General features: G+C 68.2%; 21 protein-coding genes. 17 read left to right on the top strand and 4 right to left on the bottom strand.

The genetic code is table 11. The features are described from left to right. Together CFB45_RS09290 and CFB45_RS09295 are read left to right on the top strand one after the other, a co-directional pair. Nucleotides 1-723: an amino acid ABC transporter permease gene (locus tag CFB45_RS09290; protein WP_089425368.1), complete on the top strand. Its 723-nt coding sequence runs from the start codon at nucleotides 1-3 to the stop codon at nucleotides 721-723. Between the two features lie 2 nt (nucleotides 724-725). Continuing rightward, on the top strand, nucleotides 726-1,451 hold the full coding sequence (locus CFB45_RS09295) for an amino acid ABC transporter permease (protein ID WP_089425919.1): 726 nt from the start codon (nucleotides 726-728) through the stop codon (nucleotides 1,449-1,451). A 161-nt stretch (nucleotides 1,452-1,612) separates the two neighbouring features. Here CFB45_RS09295 and CFB45_RS09300 read toward each other — a convergent pair whose 3' ends face one another. After that, nucleotides 1,613-2,875 (bottom strand): M23 family metallopeptidase, encoded by a 1,263-nt coding sequence (locus CFB45_RS09300; RefSeq protein WP_089425369.1) that lies wholly within the window; start codon nucleotides 2,873-2,875, stop codon nucleotides 1,613-1,615. Between the two features lie 339 nt (nucleotides 2,876-3,214). Next, nucleotides 3,215-3,862 carry a TetR family transcriptional regulator gene (locus CFB45_RS09305; RefSeq protein WP_089425370.1) on the bottom strand — a complete coding sequence of 216 codons (648 nt, stop codon included), beginning with the start codon at nucleotides 3,860-3,862 and terminating at the stop codon, nucleotides 3,215-3,217. Between the two features lie 150 nt (nucleotides 3,863-4,012). Here CFB45_RS09305 and CFB45_RS09310 point away from each other — a divergent pair, with 150 nt between their 5' ends. The 8 genes from CFB45_RS09310 to CFB45_RS09350 all read left to right on the top strand — a co-directional run bounded on the left by CFB45_RS09310 (nucleotide 4,013) and on the right by CFB45_RS09350 (nucleotide 16,960). Continuing rightward, complete coding sequence (locus CFB45_RS09310; RefSeq protein WP_089425371.1) at nucleotides 4,013-5,212, top strand: MexX/AxyX family multidrug efflux RND transporter periplasmic adaptor subunit; 1,200 nt, start codon at nucleotides 4,013-4,015, stop codon at nucleotides 5,210-5,212. A 20-nt stretch (nucleotides 5,213-5,232) separates the two neighbouring features. Then, nucleotides 5,233-8,370: a multidrug efflux RND transporter permease subunit gene (locus CFB45_RS09315; protein WP_089425372.1), complete on the top strand. Its 3,138-nt coding sequence runs from the start codon at nucleotides 5,233-5,235 to the stop codon at nucleotides 8,368-8,370. Continuing rightward, nucleotides 8,370-9,827, top strand: a complete 1,458-nt coding sequence (locus CFB45_RS09320) for an efflux transporter outer membrane subunit (protein WP_089425373.1) — start codon at nucleotides 8,370-8,372, stop codon at nucleotides 9,825-9,827. Before CFB45_RS09315 ends, CFB45_RS09320 begins: the two co-directional genes overlap by 1 nt. A gap of 838 nt (nucleotides 9,828-10,665) precedes the next feature. Continuing rightward, a complete protein-coding gene (locus tag CFB45_RS09330; RefSeq protein ID WP_089425375.1) occupies nucleotides 10,666-11,178 on the top strand; it encodes a fimbrial protein in 513 nt (170 codons plus the stop codon). A gap of 118 nt (nucleotides 11,179-11,296) precedes the next feature. After that, nucleotides 11,297-13,750, top strand: coding sequence for a fimbria/pilus outer membrane usher protein (locus CFB45_RS09335; RefSeq protein WP_089425376.1), 2,454 nt, complete (start codon nucleotides 11,297-11,299; stop codon nucleotides 13,748-13,750). A gap of 16 nt (nucleotides 13,751-13,766) precedes the next feature. After that, on the top strand, nucleotides 13,767-14,513 hold the full coding sequence (locus tag CFB45_RS09340) for a fimbrial biogenesis chaperone (RefSeq protein WP_089425920.1): 747 nt from the start codon (nucleotides 13,767-13,769) through the stop codon (nucleotides 14,511-14,513). Then, nucleotides 14,510-15,535 (top strand): fimbrial protein, encoded by a 1,026-nt coding sequence (locus CFB45_RS09345; RefSeq protein ID WP_089425377.1) that lies wholly within the window; start codon nucleotides 14,510-14,512, stop codon nucleotides 15,533-15,535. The genes CFB45_RS09340 and CFB45_RS09345 overlap by 4 nt, the downstream gene beginning before the upstream one ends. 114 nt (nucleotides 15,536-15,649) lie before the next feature. Next, complete coding sequence (locus CFB45_RS09350) at nucleotides 15,650-16,960, top strand: calcium-binding protein (RefSeq protein ID WP_254600238.1); 1,311 nt, start codon at nucleotides 15,650-15,652, stop codon at nucleotides 16,958-16,960. A 65-nt stretch (nucleotides 16,961-17,025) separates the two neighbouring features. Here CFB45_RS09350 and CFB45_RS38985 read toward each other — a convergent pair whose 3' ends face one another. After that, nucleotides 17,026-17,163: an HHHH-motif protein gene (locus CFB45_RS38985; protein ID WP_163008971.1), complete on the bottom strand. Its 138-nt coding sequence runs from the start codon at nucleotides 17,161-17,163 to the stop codon at nucleotides 17,026-17,028. 47 nt (nucleotides 17,164-17,210) lie between these two features. Next, nucleotides 17,211-17,450: a hypothetical protein gene (locus CFB45_RS09355; RefSeq protein WP_046545673.1), complete on the bottom strand. Its 240-nt coding sequence runs from the start codon at nucleotides 17,448-17,450 to the stop codon at nucleotides 17,211-17,213. Nucleotides 17,451-17,770: 320 nt separating this feature from the next. Here CFB45_RS09355 and CFB45_RS09360 point away from each other — a divergent pair, with 320 nt between their 5' ends. The 7 genes from CFB45_RS09360 (at nucleotide 17,771) to CFB45_RS09390 (ending at nucleotide 24,577) form a co-directional block, all read left to right on the top strand. Continuing rightward, nucleotides 17,771-18,427, top strand: coding sequence for an RNA polymerase factor sigma-70 (locus CFB45_RS09360; RefSeq protein WP_089425379.1), 657 nt, complete (start codon nucleotides 17,771-17,773; stop codon nucleotides 18,425-18,427). Between the two features lie 86 nt (nucleotides 18,428-18,513). Then, the gene (locus tag CFB45_RS09365) at nucleotides 18,514-18,756 is read left to right on the top strand and encodes an MbtH family protein (RefSeq protein WP_011351933.1); all 243 of its coding nucleotides are present in this window, start codon (nucleotides 18,514-18,516) and stop codon (nucleotides 18,754-18,756) included. Nucleotides 18,757-18,800: 44 nt separating this feature from the next. Continuing rightward, the gene (locus tag CFB45_RS09370) at nucleotides 18,801-19,808 is read left to right on the top strand and encodes a TauD/TfdA family dioxygenase (RefSeq protein ID WP_089425380.1); all 1,008 of its coding nucleotides are present in this window, start codon (nucleotides 18,801-18,803) and stop codon (nucleotides 19,806-19,808) included. After that, nucleotides 19,808-20,656 carry an ABC transporter ATP-binding protein gene (locus CFB45_RS09375; protein WP_089425381.1) on the top strand — a complete coding sequence of 283 codons (849 nt, stop codon included), beginning with the start codon at nucleotides 19,808-19,810 and terminating at the stop codon, nucleotides 20,654-20,656. Before CFB45_RS09370 ends, CFB45_RS09375 begins: the two co-directional genes overlap by 1 nt. Next, nucleotides 20,653-22,743, top strand: coding sequence for a Fe(3+)-hydroxamate ABC transporter permease FhuB (gene fhuB / locus CFB45_RS09380; protein WP_089425382.1), 2,091 nt, complete (start codon nucleotides 20,653-20,655; stop codon nucleotides 22,741-22,743). Before CFB45_RS09375 ends, fhuB begins: the two co-directional genes overlap by 4 nt. Beyond that, entirely contained in the window at nucleotides 22,740-23,543 is an 804-nt protein-coding gene (fhuF, locus tag CFB45_RS09385; protein ID WP_089425383.1) for a siderophore-iron reductase FhuF, read from the top strand. The genes fhuB and fhuF overlap by 4 nt, the downstream gene beginning before the upstream one ends. Beyond that, nucleotides 23,540-24,577: an ABC transporter substrate-binding protein gene (locus tag CFB45_RS09390; RefSeq protein WP_089425384.1), complete on the top strand. Its 1,038-nt coding sequence runs from the start codon at nucleotides 23,540-23,542 to the stop codon at nucleotides 24,575-24,577. The genes fhuF and CFB45_RS09390 overlap by 4 nt, the downstream gene beginning before the upstream one ends. Nucleotides 24,578-24,761: the final 184 nt, after the last annotated feature.

The following is a 24,761-nucleotide window of genomic DNA, read 5'->3' on the forward strand; positions in this document are numbered from 1 at the left end:
ATGCTCGGGTTGGCTCCCAAATACCTGTCCTGGCTCTGGCAGGGCTTCCTGCTGACGCTCGGCCTCGCGGCCGCGTCGGCCGTCGTCGCGACCGCCGGCGGGCTGTTGCTCGCGGTCATGCGGCATGCGCGCGGCACGGTGCCGCGCACGGTGGCGGCCGCGTACGTCGTCACGTTCCGCAACACGCCGCTGCTCGTGCAGTTGCTGTTCTGGTATTTCGGTGTCGCGTCGCTGCTGCCCGAACCTTGGATCACGTGGCTGAACGCGCGTCATGCGTTGAGCATCGGCCCGTTCACGCTCGCGTGGCCGTCGTTCGAATTCGTCGCGGGCTGGGTCGGGCTGAGCGCCTATACCGCCGCGTTCGTCGCCGAGGAGTGCGAAGCCGGCCTGCGCGGCGTGCGGCGCGCGCAGCACGATGCGGCGGCCGCGCTCGGCCTCACGCCGATGCAGTCGCTGCGTTACGTGGTGCTGCCGCAGGCGGTGCGCATCGCGTTGCCGCCGCTGTTCGGCCAATACATGAATCTCGTGAAGAACTCGTCGCTCGCGATGGCGATCGGCGTGGCCGAGCTGTCGTATGCATCGCGGCAGGTCGAGACCGAGACATTCAAGACGTTCGCCGCCTTCGGCGTGGCAACCGTACTGTACGTCGCGGCGGTGGCCGCGATCGAAGCGGGCGCGTATGCGGCCACGCAATGGCGCGACCGGCTGGGAGCGGGGCGCTGACGATGGACCTTTCGCTGCTGTTCGCCAATCTGCCGTACCTGCTCGTCGGCGCGTTCCCGGAAGGGCCGCTCGGCGGCGCCGCGCTGTCGCTGCTGCTCGCGATCGCGTCGGCCGCCGCGTCGGCCGTGCTCGGCATCGCGCTCGGCGTTGCGATGGCGCTCGCGCGCGGCCCCGTGCGCGTGCTGCTGCTCGCGTTCATCGGCTTTTTCCGCGCGATTCCGGTGCTGATGCTGATTTTCTGGACCTACTTCCTGATGCCCATGCTGCTGCACATGGACGTGCCGGGGCTCGCGACGGTCGTATGCGCGCTCGCGCTGATCGGCGGCGCGTATCTCGCGCACGCGGTGCATGCGGGCATCGTCGCGGCCGGCGACGGGCAATGGCAGGCCGGGCTGTCGCTCGGGCTCACGCGCTGGCAGACGGTGCGCTACGTGCTGCTGCCGCAGGCGATCCGCATCATGACGCCGTCGTTCGTCAACCAGTGGGTCGCGCTCGTGAAGGACACGTCGCTCGCGTATATCGTCGGCGTGCCGGAGCTGTCGTTCGTCGCGACGCAGGTGAACAACCGGCTGATGGTGTATCCGGCGCCGATCTTCCTGTTCGTCGCGCTGATCTACCTGGTGCTGTGCACGTCGCTCGACGGTGGGGCCCGCTGGCTGTTGTCGCGGCGCCCGCGCGCGGAACGTGCGGCGCACGCGGCGGCCGAGTATACGGAACCCGCGCGATAGCGGCATGCCGCGGCCGTTTCGAATGGCCGAAGATGGCGTGTCGTTGAATCCGCGCAGCGGACAGCACGTCAGGCAGGTCAGGCCCGGCGCGCAGGGGCAAGGAAGGTTGGGGGGCCTGCTGCGCGCCGCTGCGAGTCGAGCAACGGCGCGCAGCACGTGCATCACGATGCCGAGTAATGCGTATTGAAGACGGCGCGCAGCGTCGATGAATCGGTCGCGAAATCGCCCCACAGCGGCCCGTCGTTCTGCGCGAACGCGAACGGTGCCGTACGGATCGACGCGAGACGGAAGCGCCATTGCGCCGCTTCCTGGCGGAAGGCGGTGAGCTGCATGTCGGACAGCGCCGTCTGCGCGCTCGCGAGCGTGACGAGCGGATCGACCGGATTGTTCGCGACGCGCACCTCGAAGTGCAGGTGCGGGCCCGTCGCGGCGCCGGTCATCCCGACCGAGCCGATGCGCTGACCCTGCTTCACGGTCTCGCCCGTCTTGAGGCCATGCGCGAACGCGGACAGATGCGCGTAGTAGGTCGAGTACCCATCGGCGTGATCGACGATCACGTAGCGGCCGTAGCCGCCCGGATCGGTGCCGACGAACGACACGACGCCGTCGGCTGCCGCGTCGACGGGCGTGCCGCTCGGCGCGGCGAGATCGACGCCCGTGTGGAACGCCATCGCCTGCGACAGCGGGTGAATGCGTTCGCCGAAGAACGAGCTGATGCGTGTCCACTTGACCGGCATCGTGAAGGCGGCGGCTTCGAGCGGCGAGCCGTCGAGCGCGTAGTACGCGCCGTGCTCGGCGCCCGGCGCGCGGAACCAGATCGCGCCGAACGTGCGGCCGGCGACGCGCAGTTCGAGCGCGGTGAGGCGCGGCGTGCCGTCGCTCATATTGAATGCGACGCGGTAGTAGTCGCCGCGCTGCGCGCTCGCCCGCATCGCGACCTTGCCGCTGACGAGATCGCCGAGCTGGATGCGCACCTCGGGCGGCACGTCGAGATGGTTCAGCGTATCGGACAGCGTGAGTTCGATGTCGCCCGCGCGCATCCCGTGCTGGTTTTCAGGGGCCGCGAACTGGAACAGGTTCGCGTAGCCGAGCATCTCGTTGCGGTGCGCGCTGAGCGGCGCGAACAGCCCCGGCTGCTGGCTGCGGTCGTTGCGTTCGCCGGCATCGTTGCGCTCGCCGATCGTGCGGGCGAGCTCGCTCGTCACGAAATGCTGCGCGGTGGGAAACGGCGTGTCGGACAGCACGCGCTGCGGCAGCGCGGCCGTGCCCGAATCGACGGCGCCCGGCAGTTGCGACACGGCCGGCAGCGCGGCGAGGCCGAGTGCGGCGAGGGCGCCGAGCACGGCGGCCGGCACGAGCGCGCGCGCAATGCGCTGCGCGCGGCCGGGCGCGAAAGCATCAGGGGTAGCGGCAGACTTGACCAAGGTGTCCACATCCAGGAAAGCGGTTCAAAGGGGGTGTGGGCAGGGTCCACCGGCGGCACATCCGTCGGGCAGCGACGGGGCGGGCGGCGGGCGTGCAACAAAACAGGCCCCGCCAGGGGCCTGTATCGTTTCCGTTCGACCCAACGCGCGGGGCGGACCCGCTTCGAACGGCGGCGTGCATGCCGGGTCGTACCCGGTTATCACGAAGACGCTAAAGAAAGATGACAGCGTCAGTCTACCGATGTTCCGCGAAACGTTAAAAATTTTAAAGGGGGTCAGCTCATTCGTTTCGCAGTGCGGTAAATCGGGTTAAATCAGCATTTATTACGACAAATTCCGTCAGTCCGGCAATTTGTGCGCGCGGCTTCGCAGCGCGGCGGACGTGCGCACGGTGTCGAAGCCGGCGTCGAGCATGGCCTCGGCGTCGTTCCACAGGTTGCCGCGCAGCCGGTTGGTCCAGATCATCGACGCGAACACGCCTTCGAGCAACGACACGAGATAGACGGCGGCCAGGTGCACGTCGAGATCGGCGGCGACTTCGCCGGCCGCGATCGCGCGGCGCAGCAGCGCCTTCGTGATCCGCAGCATCTGCAATTCGAGCAGCATGCGGCGCCGCTGCAGCGCGCCGTTCTCTTCGCTCTGCTCGCACTTCGTATAGAGGATCACGAGCACGCGTTGCATCGGGCCCGGCTCGCCGCATTCCTGCAGATAGTGCGACGCGGCGCGCCGCAGCGTGGCGAGCGGGGGTAGCCCTTCGCCCGCGTCGAAGCCTTCCGACGTGCGCGCGAACGCGCGGTCGCACATCGCAAGACACACTTCCATCTTGTTGCGGTAATGGCCATAGACGGCGCCCCGCGACATCCCGGCGGCCTCGGCGAGGTCCGCCATCGCGGTTTGCGCCACGCCTTTCTCGAGCAGCACGAGCTCGGCGGCGTCGAGGATCCGGTGCTTGATGGCGAGCGATTCTTCGCGGGTCTTGCGGGCCATGTCCTGAAATTCCTTACAGTTCGCTGTCGTTTTATTGAGACAGTGTGGCGGTCAGATTGAAGCGGCGCGTATTTAATCAGTCGTGACTGATTATAATCGGCCACCCTGAGCCGCCGCATTTTATCGGTGGCGAACGATCCGAGGTCACACATGAATAACAATCGCTCCCTGTTGCGCCACCGACTGGCGCCGTTCGCGCTGGCGGCCGTGCTGGCCCTGGCCGGATGTGGAAAGGGCGACAAGGACGCCGCGGCGGAGGCCGCGAAGCAGGCGACGGTCGTGACGGTGCGCCCGACGGCCGTGCCGATGACCGTCGAATTGCCGGGCCGGCTCGACGCGTACCGGCAGGCGGAAGTGCGTGCGCGGGTCGCGGGCATCGTGACCGCGCGCACCTACGAGGAAGGCCAGGAAGTGAAGCAGGGCGCGGTGCTGTTCCGCATCGATCCCGCACCGCTGAAGGCCGCGCGCGACGCCGCGCAGGGCGCGCTCGCGAAGGCGCAGGCCGCCGCGCTCGCGGCGAGCGACAAGCGCCGCCGTTACGACGATCTCGTGCGCGACCGCGCGGTGAGCGAACGCGACCACACCGAGGCCGTCGCGGCCGACACGCAGGCGAAGGCCGACGTCGCGTCCGCGAAGGCGGAACTCGCGCGGGCGCAGTTGCAGCTGGACTATGCGACCGTCACCGCGCCGATCGCGGGCCGCGCCCGGCGCGCGCTCGTGACCGAAGGCGCGCTCGTCGGCCAGGACCAGGCGACGCCGCTCACGACCGTCGAGCAGCTCGATCCGATCTACGTGAACTTCTCGCAGCCGGCCGCCGACGTCGACGCGCTGCGCCGCGCGGTGAAGAGCGGGCGGGCGACGGGCATCGCGCAGCACGACATCGCGGTGACGCTGCTGCGCGCCGACGGCACCGCGTATCCGCTGAAGGGCAAGCTGCTGTTCAGCGATCTCGCGGTCGATCCGACCACCGACACCGTCGCGATGCGCGCGCTGTTCCCGAATCCGGAGCGCGAGCTGCTGCCGGGCGCGTATGTGCGGATCGCGCTCGACACGGCGGTCGACCAGCGGGCGATCCTCGTGCCGCGCGATGCGCTGCTGCGCACGGCCGACCGCACGTCGGTGCGGGTCGTCGGCACGAACGGCAAGGTCAAGGACGTCGAGGTCACGGCCGACCAGATGAGCGGCCATGACTGGCGCATCACGCGCGGCCTCGCGGGCGGCGAGCGCGTGATCGTCGACAACGCCGCGCAGTTCGCGCCCGACACGGACGTCAAGCCCGTCGAGCAGGCGCCGCCGTCGAAGGCAGTGCCGGCAGCGGCCGCTTCGCAGGCGGCCGCCCGTCAAACCTGACTGGTCAACACCACACCACCATGGCACGTTTCTTCATCGATCGCCCCGTCTTCGCGTGGGTGATCGCAATTTTCATCATGCTGGGCGGCGCATTCGCGATCCGCGCGCTGCCCGTTGCGCAGTACCCGGACATCGCACCGCCCGTCGTCAGCCTCTATGCGACGTACCCGGGCGCGTCCGCGCAGGTCGTCGAGGAATCGGTGACCGCGCTGATCGAGCGCGAAATGAACGGCGCGCCGGGGCTGATGTACACGTCGGCCACCAGCAGCGCCGGGATGGCGTCGCTGTACCTGACGTTCAAGCAGGGGGTGAACGCCGATCTCGCGGCCGTCGAAGTGCAGAACCGGCTGAAGACGGTCGAGGCGCGGCTGCCGGAACCGGTGCGACGCGACGGCATCCAGGTCGAGAAAGCCGCCGACAACATCCAGCTCGTGGTGTCGCTGACGTCCGACGACGGGCGGATGACCGCCGTGCAGCTCGGCGAATATGCGTCGGCGAACGTCGTGCAGGCGCTGCGTCGCGTCGAGGGCGTCGGCAAGGTGCAGGTCTGGGGCACCGAGTACGCGATGCGGATCTGGCCCGACCCGGTGAAGATGGCCGGTCACGGCCTCACCGCGTCGGATATCGCATCGGCCGTGCGTGCGCACAACGCGCGCGTGACGATCGGCGATATCGGCCGCGCCGCGGTGCCGGAAAGCGCGCCGATCGCGGCGACCGTGCTCGCCGATGCGCCGCTGAAGACGCCGGCCGATTTCGGCGCGATCGCGCTGCGCACGCAGGCCGACGGCGCCGCGCTTTACCTGCGCGACGTCGCACGCATCGAGTTCGGCGGCAACGACTACAACTATCCGTCGTACGTGAACGGCAAGGTCGCGACCGGGATGGGCATCAAGCTCGCGCCGGGCTCGAACGCGGTCTCCACCGAGAAGCGCGTGCGCGCGACGATGGACGAGCTGTCCGCGTATTTCCCGCCGGGCGTGAAGTACCAGATCCCGTACGAGACGTCGTCGTTCGTGCGCGTATCGATGAACAAGGTCGTCACGACGCTGATCGAGGCCGGCGTGCTCGTGTTCCTCGTGATGTTCCTGTTCATGCAGAACCTGCGTGCGACGCTGATCCCGACGCTCGTCGTGCCGGTCGCGCTCGCGGGCACGTTCGGCGTGATGTATGCGGCCGGTTTCTCGATCAACGTGCTGACGATGTTCGGGATGGTGCTCGCGATCGGCATCCTCGTCGACGATGCGATCGTCGTGGTCGAGAACGTCGAGCGGCTGATGGTCGAGGAGGGGCTCGGGCCTTACGACGCGACCGTCAAGGCGATGAAGCAGATCAGCGGCGCGATCATCGGGATCACCGTGGTGCTGACGTCGGTGTTCCTGCCGATGGCGTTCTTCGGCGGCGCGGTGGGCAACATCTACCGGCAGTTCGCGCTGTCGCTCGCGGTGTCGATCGGTTTCTCGGCCTTCCTCGCACTGTCGCTGACGCCCGCGCTGTGCGCGACGCTGCTCAAGCCCGTGTCGGGCGACCATCACGAGAAGCGCGGCTTCTTCGGCTGGTTCAACCGCTTCGTCGCGAACGCGACGCAGCGCTATGCGACGCGCGTCGGCGCGATGCTGAAGAAGCCGGTGCGCTGGCTCGTCGTCTACGGTGCACTGACCGGCGCCGCGGCACTGATGCTCACGCAGCTGCCGACCGCGTTCCTGCCGGACGAGGACCAGGGCAACTTCATGGTGATGGTGATCCGGCCGCAAGGCACGCCGCTCGCGGAAACGATGCAGAGCGTGCGGGAAGTCGAGTCGGCCATCCGCCGCGATGAGCCGATCGCGTTCACGTACGCGCTCGGCGGCTTCAACCTGTACGGTGAAGGCCCGAACGGCGGGATGATCTACGTCACGCTGAAGAACTGGAAGGAGCGCAAGAACGAAGACGCGCACGTGCAGGCGATCATCGCGCGCATCAACGAGCGCTTCGCGAGCACGCCGAACACGACGGTGTTCGCGATGAACTCGCCGGCGCTGCCCGATCTCGGTTCGTCGAGCGGCTTCGACTTCCGGCTGCAGAACCGCGGCGGGCTCGACTACGCGACGTTCAGCGCCGCGCGCGAGCAGTTGCTCGAGACGGGCCGCAAGGATCCGGCGTTGACCGACCTGATGTTCGCCGGCACGCAGGACGCGCCGCAGCTGAAGCTCGACATCGATCGCGCGAAGGCGTCCGCGCTCGGCGTGTCGATGGACGAGATCAACACGACGCTCGCGGTGATGTTCGGCTCCGACTATATCGGCGACTTCATGCACGGCACGCAGGTGCGGCGCGTGATCGTTCAGGCCGACGGGCTGCACCGGCTCGATCCGGACGACGTGAAGAAGCTGCGCGTGCGCAACACGCGCGGCGAGATGGTGCCGCTCGCGGCGTTCGCGACGCTGCACTGGACGCTCGGGCCGCCGCAGCTCACGCGCTACAACGGCTTTCCGTCGTTCACGATCAACGGCTCGGCCGCGGCAGGCCACAGCAGCGGCGAGGCGATGACCGCGATCGAGCGGCTCGCCGGGAAGCTGCCGGCCGGCACCGGCTTCTCGTGGTCGGGGCAGTCGTTCGAGGAGCGACTGTCGGGGGCGCAGGCGCCGATGCTGTTCGCGCTGTCGGTGCTCGTCGTGTTCCTCGCGCTCGCGGCGCTCTACGAGAGCTGGTCGATTCCGTTCGCGGTGATGCTGGTCGTGCCGCTCGGCGTGATCGGCGCGGTGCTCGGCGTCACGCTGCGGATGATGCCGAACGACATCTACTTCAAGGTGGGGCTGATCGCGACGATCGGGTTGTCCGCGAAGAACGCCATTCTGATCGTCGAAGTCGCGAAGGACCTGGTCGCGCAGCGCATGTCGCTCGTCGACGCGGCGCTCGAGGCCGCGCGCCTGCGGCTGCGGCCGATCGTGATGACGTCGCTCGCGTTCGGTGTCGGCGTGCTGCCGCTCGCGTTCGCGTCGGGCGCCGCGTCCGGCGCGCAGATGGCGATCGGCACCGGCGTGCTGGGCGGCGTGATCACGGCGACCGTGCTCGCGGTGTTCCTCGTCCCGCTGTTTTTCGTGATCGTCGGCCGCCTGTTCGACGTCGGCCCGCGCCGGCGCGGCGGGGCCCAGCCGGCGACGATGGAGGGTTCTCAATGATGTTTGCGCTCAATGCACGCGCCGCGCTGCGGGCCCAGGTTGCGCTGGCCGCCGCGCTCGCGCTGGCCGGCTGCACGCTCGCGCCGCGTTACGAGCGGCCGGCGGCGCCGGTGCCGGCGACTTATACGCCGGTCGACGGCAGTGCCGCGCCCGCGGCCGAGGTGTCGCCCGCCGACGCCGCGCTGCTCGACGACTGGCGCAGCTACTTTACCGATGCCGCGCTGCAGGCGTGGATCGACGCGGCGCTCGCGAACAACCGCGACCTGCGGGTCGCGGCCGGCCGCCTCGAGGAAGCGCGCGCGCTGTACGGCGTGCAGCGCGCGGACCGGATGCCGTCGGTCGATGCGAACCTGGGCTATGACCGTACGCGCCAGTACGACCCGGTCGTGCGCGAGAGCGCGATCAGCGGGTTGTATCGCGCGGGCGTCGGCGTCAGCGCGTACGAGCTCGACCTGTTCGGCCGCGTGCGCAGCCTGTCGGACGCGGCGCTCGCCGAATATTTCGCGACGGCCAACGCGCAACGCACGGTACGCATCGGCGTGATCGCCGACGTGGCCGGCGCGTATGTGTCGGAGCGCTCGCTGCACGAGCAACTCGCGCTGGCGCAGCGCACGCTGGATGCGCGCCAACGCATGGCCGCGCTCACGCAGCGGCGTTATGCGGCCGGCACGAGCGACGCGATCGGGCTGCGCTCGGCCGAGATGCTGGTGGCATCCGCGCGCGCGTCGCAGGCCGCGCTGGAGCGCGAGCATGCGCAGTCCGTGCGGGCGCTGCAGTTGCTCGCGGGCGACTTCGCGCGCAACGTGCCGGATGACACCACTGCGCTCGACGCACTGTCGATCGCGCCCGTCGCGCCCGGCGCACCGAGTGCGCTGCTCGAACGGCGGCCGGACATCCGGCAGGCAGAGGCACGGCTCAAGGCCGCCAATGCGCAGATCGGCGCCGCGCGCGCGGCGTTCTTCCCGCGCATCACGCTGACGAGCGACTACGGCTCGGTCAGCGATGCGTTCTCGAGCCTGTTCGCCGGCGGCACGAGCGTGTGGACGTTCGCGCCGCGCCTCACGCTGCCGATCTTCGCGGGCGGCCGCAATCAGGCGAACCTCGACGTCGCGAACGCGCGCAAGCACATCGCGGTCGCCGATTACGAGAAGACGGTGCAGACCGCGTTCCGCGAAGTGGCCGACGCATTCGCCGCGCGCGACTGGATCGATCGCCAGCTTGCCGCGCAACAGGACGTGTATGCGGCCGACGGTGCGCGATTGAAGCTCGCCGAGCGCCGTTACGCGGGCGGTGTCGCGACGTATCTCGAACTGCTCGACGCGCAGCGCAGCACGTACGAGTCGGGGCAGGAGCTGATCCGGCTCAAGCAACTCAGGCTCGCGAATGCGATCACGCTGTACCGCGCGCTCGGCGGCGGCTGGTCGCCGGCGTCGGCGGAGGCCGCGGCATCCGCGTGATGCCTGTCGCCTGACGCGACAACGCGTCGGGCGGCATGACGGCGGCGGTACGCTTCGACGTGCCGCTGCCGCTTTCTTCGATCCATACCGCTGTTCCGGCGATATCTTCCCCCTCACTGACAGGCTGGCCAGGACGTTTTCATCCTGCCGGAACGCGCACGTGCGCGTTCCGGGGCAGCCCTCGTCGTGCGACCGCTCGTGTCGCGATTCCGCGCAAACGTGTGCGGGCCATTTTTCCTTCCTGCGCTGCCGCGATACGGACCGGACGACGGGTTCCGGCGACCGCTCATGCATGTGATTTACGATCAGGAATTGACGGTCGAATTAATCAATATATTGGAAATAATGAGAGCGGCAAAGTGTCGCAGTAAAACGTTTGTATTCTTGCCGCAATCGTTTGCGCGAAAAAATTGAATTGATTGAATCGCGGTTTAATTTCCTGTTTGTTGAAAATGATTTGATATTGCCGTTGTCGTTCTGCAACGATGGCGGCATTGGACAATGCTTTGTCCTTTCCGACGATGATTTCGCGGAAGTCAATCCCAGCAAGGTGGAGCGGGGCGGCTCCGGCTATCGATCGAAAATTTCCTTAATCTTCAATTGCTTCCGGAAAATAAAAAAGGACTGCGGATAAAAGTTGAAGGATTGTAAATCGACAGGAAAGAGTGTGGATTTAGAGGGGTAAATCGGACATTGTCAGATGCATTTGACAATGATTTACAGAAAACTTTCACGATTATCTCGATAATGCCGCCTCGTGTCGGACGGAAGCCACCATGCGCTGCCGTTTGTGTCCGCCACGTCAACTACTCCATTTGCAGTCCTTACGGGAAACGTCATGAAAAAATCCATCCTGACCGCTGTCGCACTCGCGGCCCTGTCGACCTCGGCCTTCGCAGCGGGCACCGGCACGATCAACTTCACGGGCGAGATCGTCGCGGGCGCATGCGGCATCGATTCGGGCTCGGTCAACCAGACCGTGAACCTCGGCAAGGTGCCGACCAACGTGTTCAAGCAGGCTGGCGACAAGTCCACGCCGACCAACTTCGACATCAAGCTGACCGACTGCGACACGAGCGTCGCGCAGAACGCGTACTTCACGTTCACGGGCACGTCGAGCGCAGGCCAGCCGAAGCTGCTCGCGACGATCGGTTCGGCGACCAACGTCGGTATCCGCCTGCAGGCAGCGTCGGGTGAATACCTCGACAACGGCGCCGAGCAAAAGGCGCCGACCGTGCTGCAGAACGGCACGAACATCGCGCGCTTCGCTGCGATGTACGAAGCGACCGCAGCCGGCGTGACGCCGGGTACCGCCGAAGGCGTCGCGAACTTCACGGTTCGCTACCAGTAAGCCGCCGTGCCGGGGAAGGGTGCGCGCACCCTTCCTCGTTCGCTTTTCCTCCTTTTCTCCCTTCCTGGACTTCCGGTAGCGCCGCGTGCGAATCAGACATTCCTTCCTTTGCGTCTCCGTGCTGGTGGTCGGCAGCCAGAGCCATGCGACGGAATTCAATTCGTCGTTCCTGAACATCGACGGTTCGAACAACGTCGATCTGTCGCAGTTCTCGCAGGCGGACTTCACGCTGCCGGGCGAGTACATGCTCGACGTGCAGGTCAACGACCTGTTCTACGGGCTGCAGGCGATCGAATTCATCGCCGTCGATACATCAGGGGCGGGCAAGCCGTGCCTGCCGCCGGAACTCGTCGCGCAGTTCGGGCTGAAGCCGTCGCTCCTGAAGGACCTGCCGCGCTTCCAGGGCGGACGTTGCGTCGACCTCGGCGCGATCGAGGGCGCGACCGTGCGCTACGTGAAAAGCGACGGGCGGCTCAAGATCACGATTCCGCAGGCCGCGCTCGAGTTCACCGATTCGACCTACCTGCCGCCGTCGCGCTGGTCCGAAGGGATTCCGGGTGCGATGCTCGACTATCGCGTGATCGCGAACACGAACCGCAACTTCGGGACGGGCGGCCGCCAGACGAATTCGATCCAGGCCTACGGGACGGTGGGCGCGAACTGGGATGCATGGCGCTTTCGCGGCGACTACCAGGCGCAATCGAACGTGGGCAATACGGCCTACGCGGACCGCACGTTCCGCTTCAGCCGGCTTTACGCATTTCGTGCGTTGCCGTCGATCCAGTCGACGGTGACGTTCGGCGACGACTACCTGACTTCCGACATCTTCGACACGTTCGCGTTGACGGGCGCGTCGATCCGCAGCGACGATCGCATGCTGCCGCCTTCGTTGCGCGGCTATGCGCCGCTGATCTCGGGTGTCGCGCGCACCAACGCGACCGTGACCGTGTCGCAGGCAGGCCGCGTGTTGTACGTGACGCGCGTGTCGCCGGGCGCCTTCGCGCTGCAGAACATCAATACGAGCGTGCAGGGCACGCTCGACGTCGCGGTCGAGGAAGAGGACGGCAGCGTGCAGCGCTTCCAGGTGACGACGGCCGCCGTGCCGTTCCTCGCGCGCGCCGGGCAATTGCGCTACAAGGCCGCCGTCGGCAAGCCGCGCCAGTTCGGCGGCGCCGGCATCACGCCGTTCTTCGGCTTTGGTGAAATCGCCTACGGTCTGCCGTTCGACGTCACGGCGTACGGCGGCTTCATCGCCGCGTCGGGTTATACGTCGATCGCGCTCGGCCTGGGCCGCGATTTCGGCGCGTTCGGCGCGCTGTCGGCCGACGTCACGCATGCGCGGGCGAAGCTGTGGTGGAACGGCGCGACGCGCAACGGCAACTCGTACCGCATCAACTATTCGAAGCACTTCGACGGGCTCGATGCCGACGTGCGCTTCTTCGGTTATCGCTTCTCCGAACGCGAATACACGAACTTCGCGCAGTTCTCGGGCGACCCGACCGCGTACGGCCTCGCCAACAGCAAGCAGCGCTACTCGGCGACGCTGTCGAAGCGTTTCGGCGATACCTCGACCTATTTCTCGTACGACCAGACGACCTACTGGGAACGCGCGAACGAGCAGCGCGTCGGCCTCACGCTCACGCGGGCGTTCTCGATCGGCACGCTGCGCAACCTGAACGTGAGCGTGTCGGCGTTCCGCACGCAGAGCGCCGGTGCAAGCGGCAACCAGGTCTCGGTCACCGCGACGTTGCCGATCGGCGGCCGTCACACCGTCACGTCGAACCTGACGACGGGCAGCGGCAGCACGAGCGTGAACGCGGGCTACATCTACGACGATCCGGACGGCCGTACCTACCAGGTCAACGCGGGTGCGACCGACGGGCGTGCATCGGCGAACGCGAGCTACCGCCAGCGCTCGTCCGCGTATCAGCTGACCGCGCAGGCGTCGACGCTCGCCAATGCGTATGCGGCGGCATCGCTCGAAGTCGACGGTTCGTTCGTCGCGACGCAATACGGCGTGTCGGCGCACGCGAACGGCAATGCGGGCGACACGCGCCTGCTGGTGTCGACCGACGGCGTGCCCGACGTGCCGCTGTCCGGCACGCTCTCGCACACCGATTCGCGCGGCTATGCGGTGCTCGACGGCATCTCGCCGTACAACGTGTACGACGCGACCGTCAACGTCGAGAAGCTGCCGCTCGAAGTGCAGGTGACGAACCCGATCCAGCGCATGGTGCTGACCGACGGCGCGATCGGCTTCGTGAAGTTTGCCGCCGCGCGCGGCAGCAACCTGTACCTGACGCTGACCGACCCGGCCGGCAAGCCGCTGCCGTTCGGTGCATCGGTGCAGGACGTGGCGAACGGCAAGGAACTCGGCATCGTCGGCGAGGGCGGTGCGGCGTTCCTGACCCAGGTTCAGCCGAAATCCACGCTGGCGGTGCGTGCGGGCGAACGCACGCTCTGCACGATCGACACGCTGCCGAACCAGCTCCAACTCGAAGGCACGCCGATTCCGGTGACGTGCCAGACGCCCGGCGAGTCGCATGCAGCGGCCGCACGGGTCGAACGATGAATTCACGGATCCCGCGATGAAACATTCCTTCTCCCTTTCCTTTCCGCGGCGCGCATGGTGCGTGCTCGCGACCGCCGGCGCGCTGTTCGCAGGCGCCGCGCAGGCGGCGATCGTGCCCGATCGCACGCGCGTGATCTTCAACGAAGGCGAACAGGCCGCGATCGTCACGATCACCAACAAGAGCGCGACGTACCCGTATCTCGTGCAGTCGTGGCTCGAGGACGCGAAGGGCAACAAGATCACGTCGCCGCTGATGGTCGTGCCGCCGCTGCAGCGCGTTGAGGCGAACGAGCGCAACGTGCTGCGGATCGCGAAGCTGCCGGGCACCGAGCTGCCGGCCGATCGCGAAACGGTGTTCTACCTGAACATCCGCGAAGTGCCGCCGAAGACGGATACGCCGAACACGTTGCAGATCGCGCTGCATACGCAGATGAAGCTGTTCTACCGCCCGAAGGCCGTGCAGCCGGCGCGTGACGAGGACTGGACGTTGCCGATGACGTTGCGGGTCGACTCGGCCGCGCACACGCTCGTGTTCGACAATCCGACGCCGTATCACATCACGATCGTCAACCTGGCTTCGGGGGCGCAGAAGACGCCCGTGCCGCTGGAGCCGGTGATGGTGAGCCCGATGAGCAGGACGGACGTGCCGTTCAAGGCCGCGACGCCGTCGACGCTGTTCGTCACGCATGTCGATGATTACGGTGGCCAGGTGGCGGTGGAGTATGCGTGTGAGGCAGGGGCTTGCAAGAGCGTGAAGAAATGAGCGGGGGCGCAAGACAACGCCTGTCGCCGCTCGCGGCATGGCTGCGCTGGGTCGTGCTCGCGATGCTGATCGCGGTGGTGCAGCCGGCATGGGCGCTGCGCTGCCTGAGCGACGGCGGCGCGGATTCGCTTACCGAGCCGATCGGCGGCGTCGCATCGTATCCGACGGACGCGCAGGACGGGTACGTGATCTGGGTATCGCCGCCGCGCACGACGACGGGGTACTGCTACAAGGACTACGGCGGGGACGCACTGGCCTTTTCCGAGAAGGTTTACTTCTACGCGAACCCGAGAATGCAGGATCCCGCCGCATGGGGACTGGAAATCGGCATTCGCTATGGTGGCCGGGACTATTTCGGCCTGGGTAGCGGGCTGGGCGCGCGCGTGGAAACCACCACCGAAGTGGGTCCGTGTTCGCCCCGGGACTTTGCATGGGGGCGCTGCGAGAAGGTGCCACTCAGCATTACCTATCAGGTGGTGGTGCGCAAGAAGGGTCAATGGATGCAGCCGCCGAACGATATCTATGCGGTCTTCCAGTTCGACGGCAAATACGGCCTCAACGCGGCCCGATCGAGTTTTCAGTACCGGCTGAGCGGGTTGTCGCGCCTGAAGCCGACACCGTGCCTCGTCGACGTGCTGGTGACGCCCGAGCCCGGCATCGTCAATTTCGGTCAGGTGCAGGCGTCCGGCAATGGCTTCCTGCCGGCCGTGCCGCGCCGGCGGTTCTCGTTGTCGCTGACGAAGAAATGCAGCATCCCGATTCGCGTCGACGGCTATTTCGAGGCGACCAAGGGCACCGTACAGAACGGTTTGCTGGTGCCGGCAGCGAACAGCAATTTCGGGATCGGCCTCGAGGATAGTCAGGGCAAGGCGATCGAGTTCAACAAGCAGTTCACGCTCACGCAGTTTGCGGCCAACGTTGCGAATCAGACCGTGATGCTCGATGCGGTGCTCAAGTCGTTCGGACCACCGAAGATCGGGCCGTTTGACGCAGCCGCCACGATCCGGATTTTCCTGTATTGAGCGTGGTGCGGTGTGAGCGGCGTGCGCCGCGCAACATGCTGCGTGCACTGAATTTTCATTGATGTACGGACGGAGGAGAAGGGGATGCATCCGAGACGCAGTGTCGTCGCGGCCGTGCTGGCCGTGTCGGCAATGAGCGCGGTTCACGCGCAGACGGTATCGGCCGGCGGTTATTCGCTGACGGTGATTGGAGACCTGGGCGGGCCGCGCGACGTGCAGTACAACGGCAATGCCGTCAGTGCGGACGGCAAGACGATCATTGGTTCCTACTGGAGCGAAGCGCAGCCCGGTGGCTCGATGGCCTTCTCTTGGTCGGCCGCGACGGGCTGGCAGCGGCTGGCCGCGCCGGCGAACGCCTATGACTCGCAGGCACAGACGGTGTCGGCCGATGGGCAGGTAATCGGCGGCTCGATCAGCGCGCGCCAGGCGGACAGCAGCAACCTCGATCGATGGGCGGTGCGATGGCCCGGCGACGGTCGCACACAGAAACTCGTTCCGGATACGGCCGGCCGGGGCGCAAGGGTCGACGTTGCGAACCTCGCCGGCACGAGGATGGCGGGCAGTTTTACGACGACAGGCGGCCGGAATGCACGGTTCATGTGGGACCAGCCGAGGGGTTTCCGCGAGTTGCCGCCGGGCGGCGACTATCTCGTGCAACTGCTCGCGATGACCTCGTCCGGGAATGCTGCAACCGGGTTCGCCGGCAATGTCGACGGCGTGTATGGTTCGCGCGCGCTCCTTTGGACAGAACGAACCGGCGAACGACTGTTGCCGACGATCAACGCGGGCGCGGCCAGAATGGATATGGCCCGTGGCGTGACCGAAGACGAACGGACGATCGCCGGCTCGCTCGGCACTCTCGTGGACACGCCGGATGGACAACGGCTCGATTCGGAAGCCGTGCTGTGGACGAACGGCGGCGACAGCATCCAGCGGCTCGGTTTTCTCGAAGGCGATGACAGCAGCTACGCGTTGTCGATCAGTATGGACGGGCAGATTGTCATCGGTGGCTCGAGCAACGAGCAGACCGGTGTCGCGCGTGTCTTCGTCTGGACGCCGCAAAGCGGCATGCGCAGCCTCGTTGCGTTGCTCGAAGCGGCCGGCCTGTCGGCCGGCACGCTGAATCTGAGCCGCGTGATCGGCGTGAGCCCTGATGGGCAGACCATCACGGGGCAGGGCTATCGCGAAGACGACCCCGACGGGAGGCCGCAATTCTGGCAAGTGCACATCGATGCGGCGACGCTGCGCGCATTGCGGCCGGCGAGCCCGGGTGCGGACGCATCGCGCGTACGGGCGTCGCAGCCGAAGGCGATGTCACGCATGCTGGCGGCAAAGCCGAACGCCGCGATGCAGCGAGATGTCTGCCGCATGCCGGTCACCCCGGCGCGGCTGGTGCAATGCCGGCTGCTGCCGGCCGCACGCTAGCGATCACGGTCGCAATCAGGTAAAGCGATGAAGCAAGGCGCCGGTTCCCCGACGCCTTGTGTCGTTTACCGCACCCAGCGGCAAACCTTGTGATGGTGATGCTCGAAGTGACACACGCGGTGCGGATGGGCTTCGGCGATCGCCGGCACGAGCACGGCGGCGGCGAGCGCCGCGACGGTCAGGGTCTTGAGTAGCGTCTTCATGTTTGAGGTCCTGTCGTTGAATAGTGGGTCACGGGAGCGGCGGCGCGTTACCACTGCGGCCGCTGATCGTCGCGATGGTCGTCCCGGCGATCGTCGCGGCGGTCGTCATGGCCGCCGCGATGCTGAGCCTCCCAGTCGCGGCGCTCCCAGTAGCGATTTCCGTCCCAGTAACGATCGCCATGCCAGCCGATCGTGACTTCGGCCGGGCCCGGATAGGCGACGCATCCGGTGAGCATCACGCTCGACAGCGCGCCCAGCATGACAGCGGATAGCACGATGGATTTCATGTTTGTTCTCCCTGGGGAAACGGCACGTCGATCGTACGGGCCCTCAAAATTTCACGTGGTAAGAAGTTGCTACCGCGCATGACACGACGCCCCAGGCGTTTCGTCGGAACCCCGTGAAAGCAGCGGCAGCCGTATCCGCCGGACAGACACGTCGATGCCGCCTGCCACGACCGGCGGCATGCGTCCCATCTGCCCCGCCAACGATTCCGCCGATTGTTCAGACAAATCCTGACAACCGAAAGGGTCATTTCGTAATCGTATTGAGAATGATTTGCGTTTACGTTAAATTTCGCTATCTCGGAATTTGACGGAGCAGATCGATGGCGATGGCGGAAGTGCTCGACCGACCGGCGGCGGCAGCGGCAAACCCGTTCCTCGGCAGTTATCCCGACCGGCCGCCGCGTGCGCGCCGCACCGCGGAGCCCCGTGCGCAGGGTGCGTTGCTGGACGTGCTGATCTCGCATCGGGCGATGCTCGTCAATGTCGCGCGCGGCTTCGTCGGCTGTGCGAGCCGCGCCGAGGACGTCGTGCACGACGTGTTCGTGAAGCTCGTCGAATTTCCGAACCAGGACGCGGTGCGCCAACCGGTCGCGTACGTGACGCGGATGGTGCGCAATGCGTCGATCGATGCGTGCCGCCGGCAAAGCCTCGAGAACGTCTATCACACGGAAGAGGACGACGGCTTCGACGTGCCGTCGCCCGAGCCGACGCCGGAAGCCGCGCTGCTGACGCGCGACACGCTGCGGCGCGTGTGGGCGGCGCTCGACGACCTGCCGGCGCGCAGCCGCGCGGCGTTCGAGATGGTGCGGCTGCGCGAGGAGACGCTGCAGACCGCGGCGCGCGCGCTGAACGTGTCGCAGACGCTCGTGCATTTCATGGTGCGCGACGCGGAGCGCCACTGCGCGGAATGCCTCGACGCGTGCCATCGCGGCGTCGCGTGCCCGGTGTTCCTGGGCGGCCGCGCACGGCGCCGGTAAAAAACCGCGCCGGCCAAACGTCTATCAGACAGGAGCGGCCGAAACCGCCGCTTCGCCACCTTCAACCGCCTCAGCGATTTCCGATCATGACGCAAGCCACGACGCCTTCCGCCGACACCGATGACCTCGTCTACACGGTCGTCATCAACGACGAAGAACAGTATTCGATCTGGCCGACGTTCCGGCCCGTGCCGGCCGGCTGGCGCGAGATCGGCGTGAGCGGCCCGAAAGCCGACTGTCTCGCGCACATCGAGACCGTCTGGACCGACATGCGCCCCGCGAGCCTGCGCCGCGCGATGGACGGCGAGCGCGCATCGCGCGCGTCGTGACCCGCTGCGCCGTGATCCGGCGCGCCACCTGAAGAGGACGTTGCATGACCCTGCTTTCGTTGCCGACGCTCGACGACCTGCGTATCGAGCCGGGGCTGCCCACCGTCGTGTCGCCGCGCGGCAGTGACGGCATGTCGATCGACGACGTCGCGCCGCTGGCGCGCGAGATCGCGGCCGACACGCTCGAACGGGCGGGCGGCGTGCTGTTCACGGGTTTTCACGTGCCGTCGATCGACGCGTTCCAGCAGTTCGCGGCATCGTTCGGCGATCCGCTGATCGGCTATGAATACGCATCGACGCCGCGCAGCCAGGTCGAGGGCGCGGTCTACACGTCGACCGAATACCCGCCGCACCGCGCGATTCCGCTGCACAACGAGCAGTCGTATACGCGCGAATGGCCGCTGCGGATCTGGTTCCACTGCGCGCTCGCCGCGCCGAAGGGCGGTGCGACGCCGATCGCGGACAGCCGCGCCGTCTATCGCGCGCTCGATCCGGCGCTGATTGCGCGTTTCGAGAAACGTGAACTGCTGTACGTGCGCAATTTCGGGCAGGGGCTCGACCTGCCGTGGCAGCAGTCGTTCGGCACCGACGAGCCGGCCGAAGTCGAGCGGATGTGCGCGGCGCGCGGCATCGAATGCGCATGGCGCACCGACGACGACGGCGAGCTGCTGCTGCGCACCCGCGAACGCTGCCAGGCCGTCGCGCGGCATCCGCGCACGGGTGACCGCGTGTGGTTCAACCAGGCGAACCTGTTTCACCTGTCGGCGCTCGACGACGACATGCAGGAAGCGCTCGTCGACGCGGTCGGGCTCGAGAACGTGCCGCGCAACGTGTATTACGGCGACGGCGAACCGCTCGAAGCCGACGCGCTCGCGGAGATCCGCGGCGTGCTCGACCAGCAGCGCATCGTGTTCCCGTGGCGCACGGGCGACGTGCTGATGCTCGACAACATGCTGACCGCGCATGCGCGCGACCCGTTCGAGGGGCCGCGCAAGGTCGTCGTCGCGATGGCGCAGAGTTATACGGTCCCGCGCGGCCGAACGGAGGATTGATGACGCGTAGTACCGCCGCGCTTGCCGCGCGCGGGCTGTCGGTAGGGTATCGCGACCATGTCGTGATCGACGGGCTGAACCTGTCGATCGCGGCCGGCCGCGTAACCGCGCTGTGCGGACCGAACGGCTGCGGCAAGAGCACGCTGCTGCGCACGCTCGCGGGCCTGCAGCCCGCACGTGCCGGCCATGTCGAAGTCAACGGCCAGCCGCTCGCGGCGTTTCGCCGTCGCGCGCTCGCGCGCGAGCTGACGATGCTCGCGCAGTTCAACCAGATTCCATCGGGCCTCACCGTGCGCGAACTCGTCGCGTACGGGCGCTATGCGTACGGCGGCTTCCTGCGCGGCCTGTCGCGGGCCGATCACGCGGCGATCGACGAGGCGCTCGAGACGAGCGGCCTCGCGGGCGACGCGGACCGTGACGTCGGCGCGCTGTCGGGTGGCGAGCGCCAGCGCGCGTGGATCGCGATGGCGCTCGCGCAGCAGGCGCCGATCGTGCTGCTCGACGAACCGACGACCTATCTCGACATCCATCACCAGCTCGACATCCTCGATGCGCTGCGCACGCTGAACCGCACGCGCGGGCTGACGATCGTGTGGGTGCTGCACGACCTGAACCAGGCGGCCGCGTACAGCGACGAGATCGTGCTGATGCGCGCGGGCCGTCTCGTCGCGCAGGGCACGCCCGACGCGATGCTCGATCCGGCGCGGCTGCGCGCGGCGTTCGGCGTCGAGATGCTGAAGCTTTCGCATCCGCAGACGGGCGCGCCGATGTGCGTGCCGGCCTACGGGCCGACGACCGACGGCGCGCCGCAGGCGGCCGGCGTCTTCGACCGGGATCTCGCCGTATGACGACGTTCGCGATGCGCAAGCGCCTCGCGGCGGCGGGGAAGGGCACGGCGTCGGGCCGGGCCGGCGCGATCGCGTTCGGCCTCGTCACGTTGATCGCGCTGCTCGCGGTGCTGCGCGTCGCGCCCGATCTGCGCGTGTGGTGGAGCGCCGTGCCCGGCAGCGATGCCGCCGCGCTCGCGCACGTGTTCCTGTTCGACCTCAACCTGCCGCGCGTCGCGGCCGCGCTCGTCGCGGGCGGCTGCCTCGGCATCGCGGGCGCGCTGTTCCAGTCGCTCACGCGCAATCCGCTCGCGTCGCCCGACCTGCTCGGCGTGACGGGCGGCGCCCAGCTCGGCCTGCTCGCGGCGATGCTCGTGCCGGCGCTGGCGGGTGTCGCATCGGTGCCGCTGCTGTTCGTCTGCGGGCTGGCCGCGGCCGGCGGCGCGATCGTCGCGGCCGGCGGCTGGCGCGCGACGCCGTTGCGCCTCGTGCTCGCCGGCAGCGTGTGCATGCTGCTGTTCGCGGCGCTGTCGACGCTCGTGCTCGCGTTCTTCGAGCAGAACATCGCGGGCGCCGCGCTGTGGACCAACGGCAGCCTCTACCAGCCGGGCGCGACGGGCCTCGCGCTCGCCGCGCGCTGGCTCGTCGTGCCGCTCGTCGCGTTGCCGTTCGTGATCCGGCCGCTGAATCCGCTCACGCTCGGCGACGATGCGGCGGCGGCGGCCGGCGTGCGCGTCGACGCGACGCGGCTCGCCGCGACGATCGTCGCGGTCGCGTTCACGAGCGTGGCGGTCAGTATCGCGGGCCCGCTGTCGTATGTCGGCCTCGTCGCGCCGAACCTGCTGCGCCAGGTGCGCGGCGCGCGCGCCGCGCGGCTCGGCGTGCTGGTGCCGCTGTCGGCGCTCGCGGGCGGTGCGCTCGTGCTCGTCACCGACAGTACAGTGCTCGCGTCGGGTCTCGACGCGACGCTGTCGACCGGCGTCGCGATCGCGCTGGTCGGCACACCGCTGATGCTCGCGATGATCCGGCGCGGTGCCGCGTGGTCGGGCGTGCTGCACGCGGATGCCGAACGCGCGTCGGGCAGCGGTTCGACGCGGCTCGTCGGCTGGCTCGAACGGCTCGGCTGGCCGCTGCGCACGGCCCTGTTCGTCGCGGCGGGCGTGCTGATCGTGTTCGTCGGCGTGTCGGCCGGCCCCGAGTGGCTGTCGATCGCGCGCTGGTCCGCTGCGCTGTCCGGCCACGATGCGCTCGCGCGGATGCTGATCGACCTGCGCATGCCGCGCCTGTTGTGCGCGCTGCTTGCCGGCGCGTTGCTGGCGGTGAGCGGCGTCGCGATGCAAAGCGTCGTGCGCAATCCGCTCGCGGGCCCCGAAGTGCTCGGCGTCACGCAGGGCGCGGGGCTCGTCACGCTGTTCGCGTTGTCGACGTGGCCGCTGATGGGTCATGTGACGCTCGCGGCGGCCGCGCTGATCGGCGGCGGGCTGTCGCTCGCGGTCACGCTCGCGTTGAATCACCGGCATCGCTATGCGCCGCTCGCGGTGGCGCTGACGGGCATCGTGATCGGCGCGCTGTGGACCACGCTCGCGCAATGGCTGATCACGCAGGAAAGCGTGCAGCCCGCGCGCTTCGTCGTATGGCTCGTCGGCGGTACCTATGGGCGGAGCTGGGGCGAAGTGTCGATGCTGCTGCCGTGGTGCGTGCTCGCGGTGCCCGTGTTCGCATGGCTCGCGAAACCGCTCGACATGCTCGCGCTCGGCGACGACCAGGCCGCCGCGCTCGGCCTGCCGGTGGCGGCACTCCGGCCGCTCGCACTGACGATCGCGACGCTCGCCGCGTGCGCGGCCGTCGCGGCGGTCGGGCCGGTCGGTTTCATCGGGTTGATGGCGCCGCACGTCGCGACGATGCTCGGCGCGCGCCGGCACCGGACGCGGCTGTGGCTCGCGGCCGCGTGCGGCGCGCTGATCCTCGGCGCGGCGGATCTCGCGGCGCGTACGGTCGTCGCGCCGCGCGAAGTGCCGGCCGGCGTGCTGACCGCGCTGATCGGCGCGCCGTACCTGCTCGGGCTGCTGATCCTCGAGGGGCGCCGCGCCCGGCGCGCAGGGCGATGACGCCCGCGCTCGACGGCGCGCGCGCCACGCGCTTCTCGGCGTTCGCGCCCGAACCGTTCGCCGAACACCTCGACGTCGTCTGGCTCGGCATGCCGGACGACGCGCACGATGCGCCGGGCCGGATCGTCGTACCCGTCAGCACGCTGCCCGATCACCGCGAGGCAATCCTCGACGCGATGGTCGGCCATTACGGCGGCGATCCGGCGCAGCATGCACGCGCGCTGATGTCGCAATGGAGCAAATACTATTTCGGTCGCGCGGCGCCGGCCGGCGTCGTCGCCGCGCTGACGCTCGGCCGGCCGCTCGACATGTCGCCCGAGCGCACATTCGTCGCGCTCGACGACGGGATGCCCGCCGCGCTGTACGTCCCGCACGATGCGCTCGGCGCGCCGTGCGACGACCCGGCGCCCCGCTATGCGGGGCTCGTCGCGCATCTCGGCGCGGTGATCGACCTGCTCGCGGCAATGGGCCGCGTCACGCCGCGCGTGCTGTGGAGCAACGCGGGCAACCTGCTCGACTATCTGCTCGATACGTATCGTGCGCTGCCATGCGCGGCCGATCCCGTCCGCGATGCGGACTGGCTGTTCGGCTCGCGCTGCGTGCACGGCGAGCCGAATCCGCTGCGCGTGCCCGTGCGCGATACCGTGCCGCGCTCGGCGCTGCTGCCGACGCCGTTTCGCGCGCGCCGCGTGTGCTGCCTGCGCTATGAAATTCCTGGAGAAACGCAACTGTGTGGAAGCTGCCCCCTGCTACTGACGATGGACGACGCGGCGCTGGCCGGGCAGGACGCGATCCGGTGATGGACGCCGGCCGCCGGCACGCGCTCGGCGCACTCGCGGCGCTCGGCGCCGCGTGCTGCGGTGCGTTTGCCGCATCGTCCGGCGCGGTTGCCGCGCCCCTCGATGCCCATCGCGAGCAGGGCGCGCGTGCGCCGGGGGCGGTGTCGCTGGCCGGTAACCCCGTCGTGTCGCAGGCGAGCACGACGATGCCGGTGCGGCCGCAGCGCGTGGTCGCGCTCGACTTCATGTTCGCGGAAAGCGTGATCGCGCTCGACCTCGTGCCGGTCGGGATGGCCGATACCGCGTTCTATCCGGGCTGGCTCGGATACCAAAGCGACCGGCTCGCGAACGTGACCGACATCGGGTCGCGCCAGGAGCCGGGCCTCGAAGCAATTGCGGCGGTCAAGCCCGACCTGATCATCGGCGTCGGTTTCCGGCATGCGCCGATTTTCGACGCGCTGGACCGGATCGCACCGACGATCCTGTTCCAGTTCAGCCCGAATGTGTCCGATGGCGGCGTGCCGGTCACGCAGCTCGACTGGATGCGGCAGATCTTCCGGACGATCGGTGCGGTGACAGGGCGCGACGCGCGCGCGCAGGCGGTCGATGCGCAGCTCGATGCGGGCATCGCACGCAATGCGGCGCGGCTCGCGGCCGCGGGCCGCAAGGGCGAGCGCGTCGCGCTGCTGCAGGATCTCGGCTTGCCCGACCGCTACTGGGCCTATACCGGCAACAGCACGTCAGCGGGGCTCGCGCGGGCGCTCGGGCTCGATCCGTGGCCGAAGAAGCCGACGCGGGAAGGCACGCTGTACGTGACGTCGGCCGATTTACTCAGGCAGCGCGAGCTGGCCGTGCTGTTCGTGACCGCGTCGGGGATGGACGTGCCGCTATCCGCGAAACTCGATTCGCCGGTGTGGCGCTTCGTTCCCGCGATGAAGGAACACCGGATCGCGCTCATCGAACGCAATATCTGGGGGTTTGGCGGCCCGATGTCGGCGCTGAAGCTGGCCGACGTGATGACCGACACGATGCTGAAGCTGCCGGCCGTGCGTTGAGTGCGCGGCGCTCCTCGATCGGCGGATGACGCCGCTTCGACTTGGACGGGCAGGGCGTTGCGGTCGGCCTGCGCGCGCCGCGCGGCGATCCGGGTCGACCCGGCCGCGTGGCAGGCGGTCGCGCTCGATGCGATGCGCTTCGGTCGGGTGGCATACTCGCCGACGGCGGCCGCTGCATGTGCGC

Source organism: Burkholderia sp. HI2500, from assembly GCF_002223055.1.
Classification (GTDB): domain Bacteria; phylum Pseudomonadota; class Gammaproteobacteria; order Burkholderiales; family Burkholderiaceae; genus Burkholderia.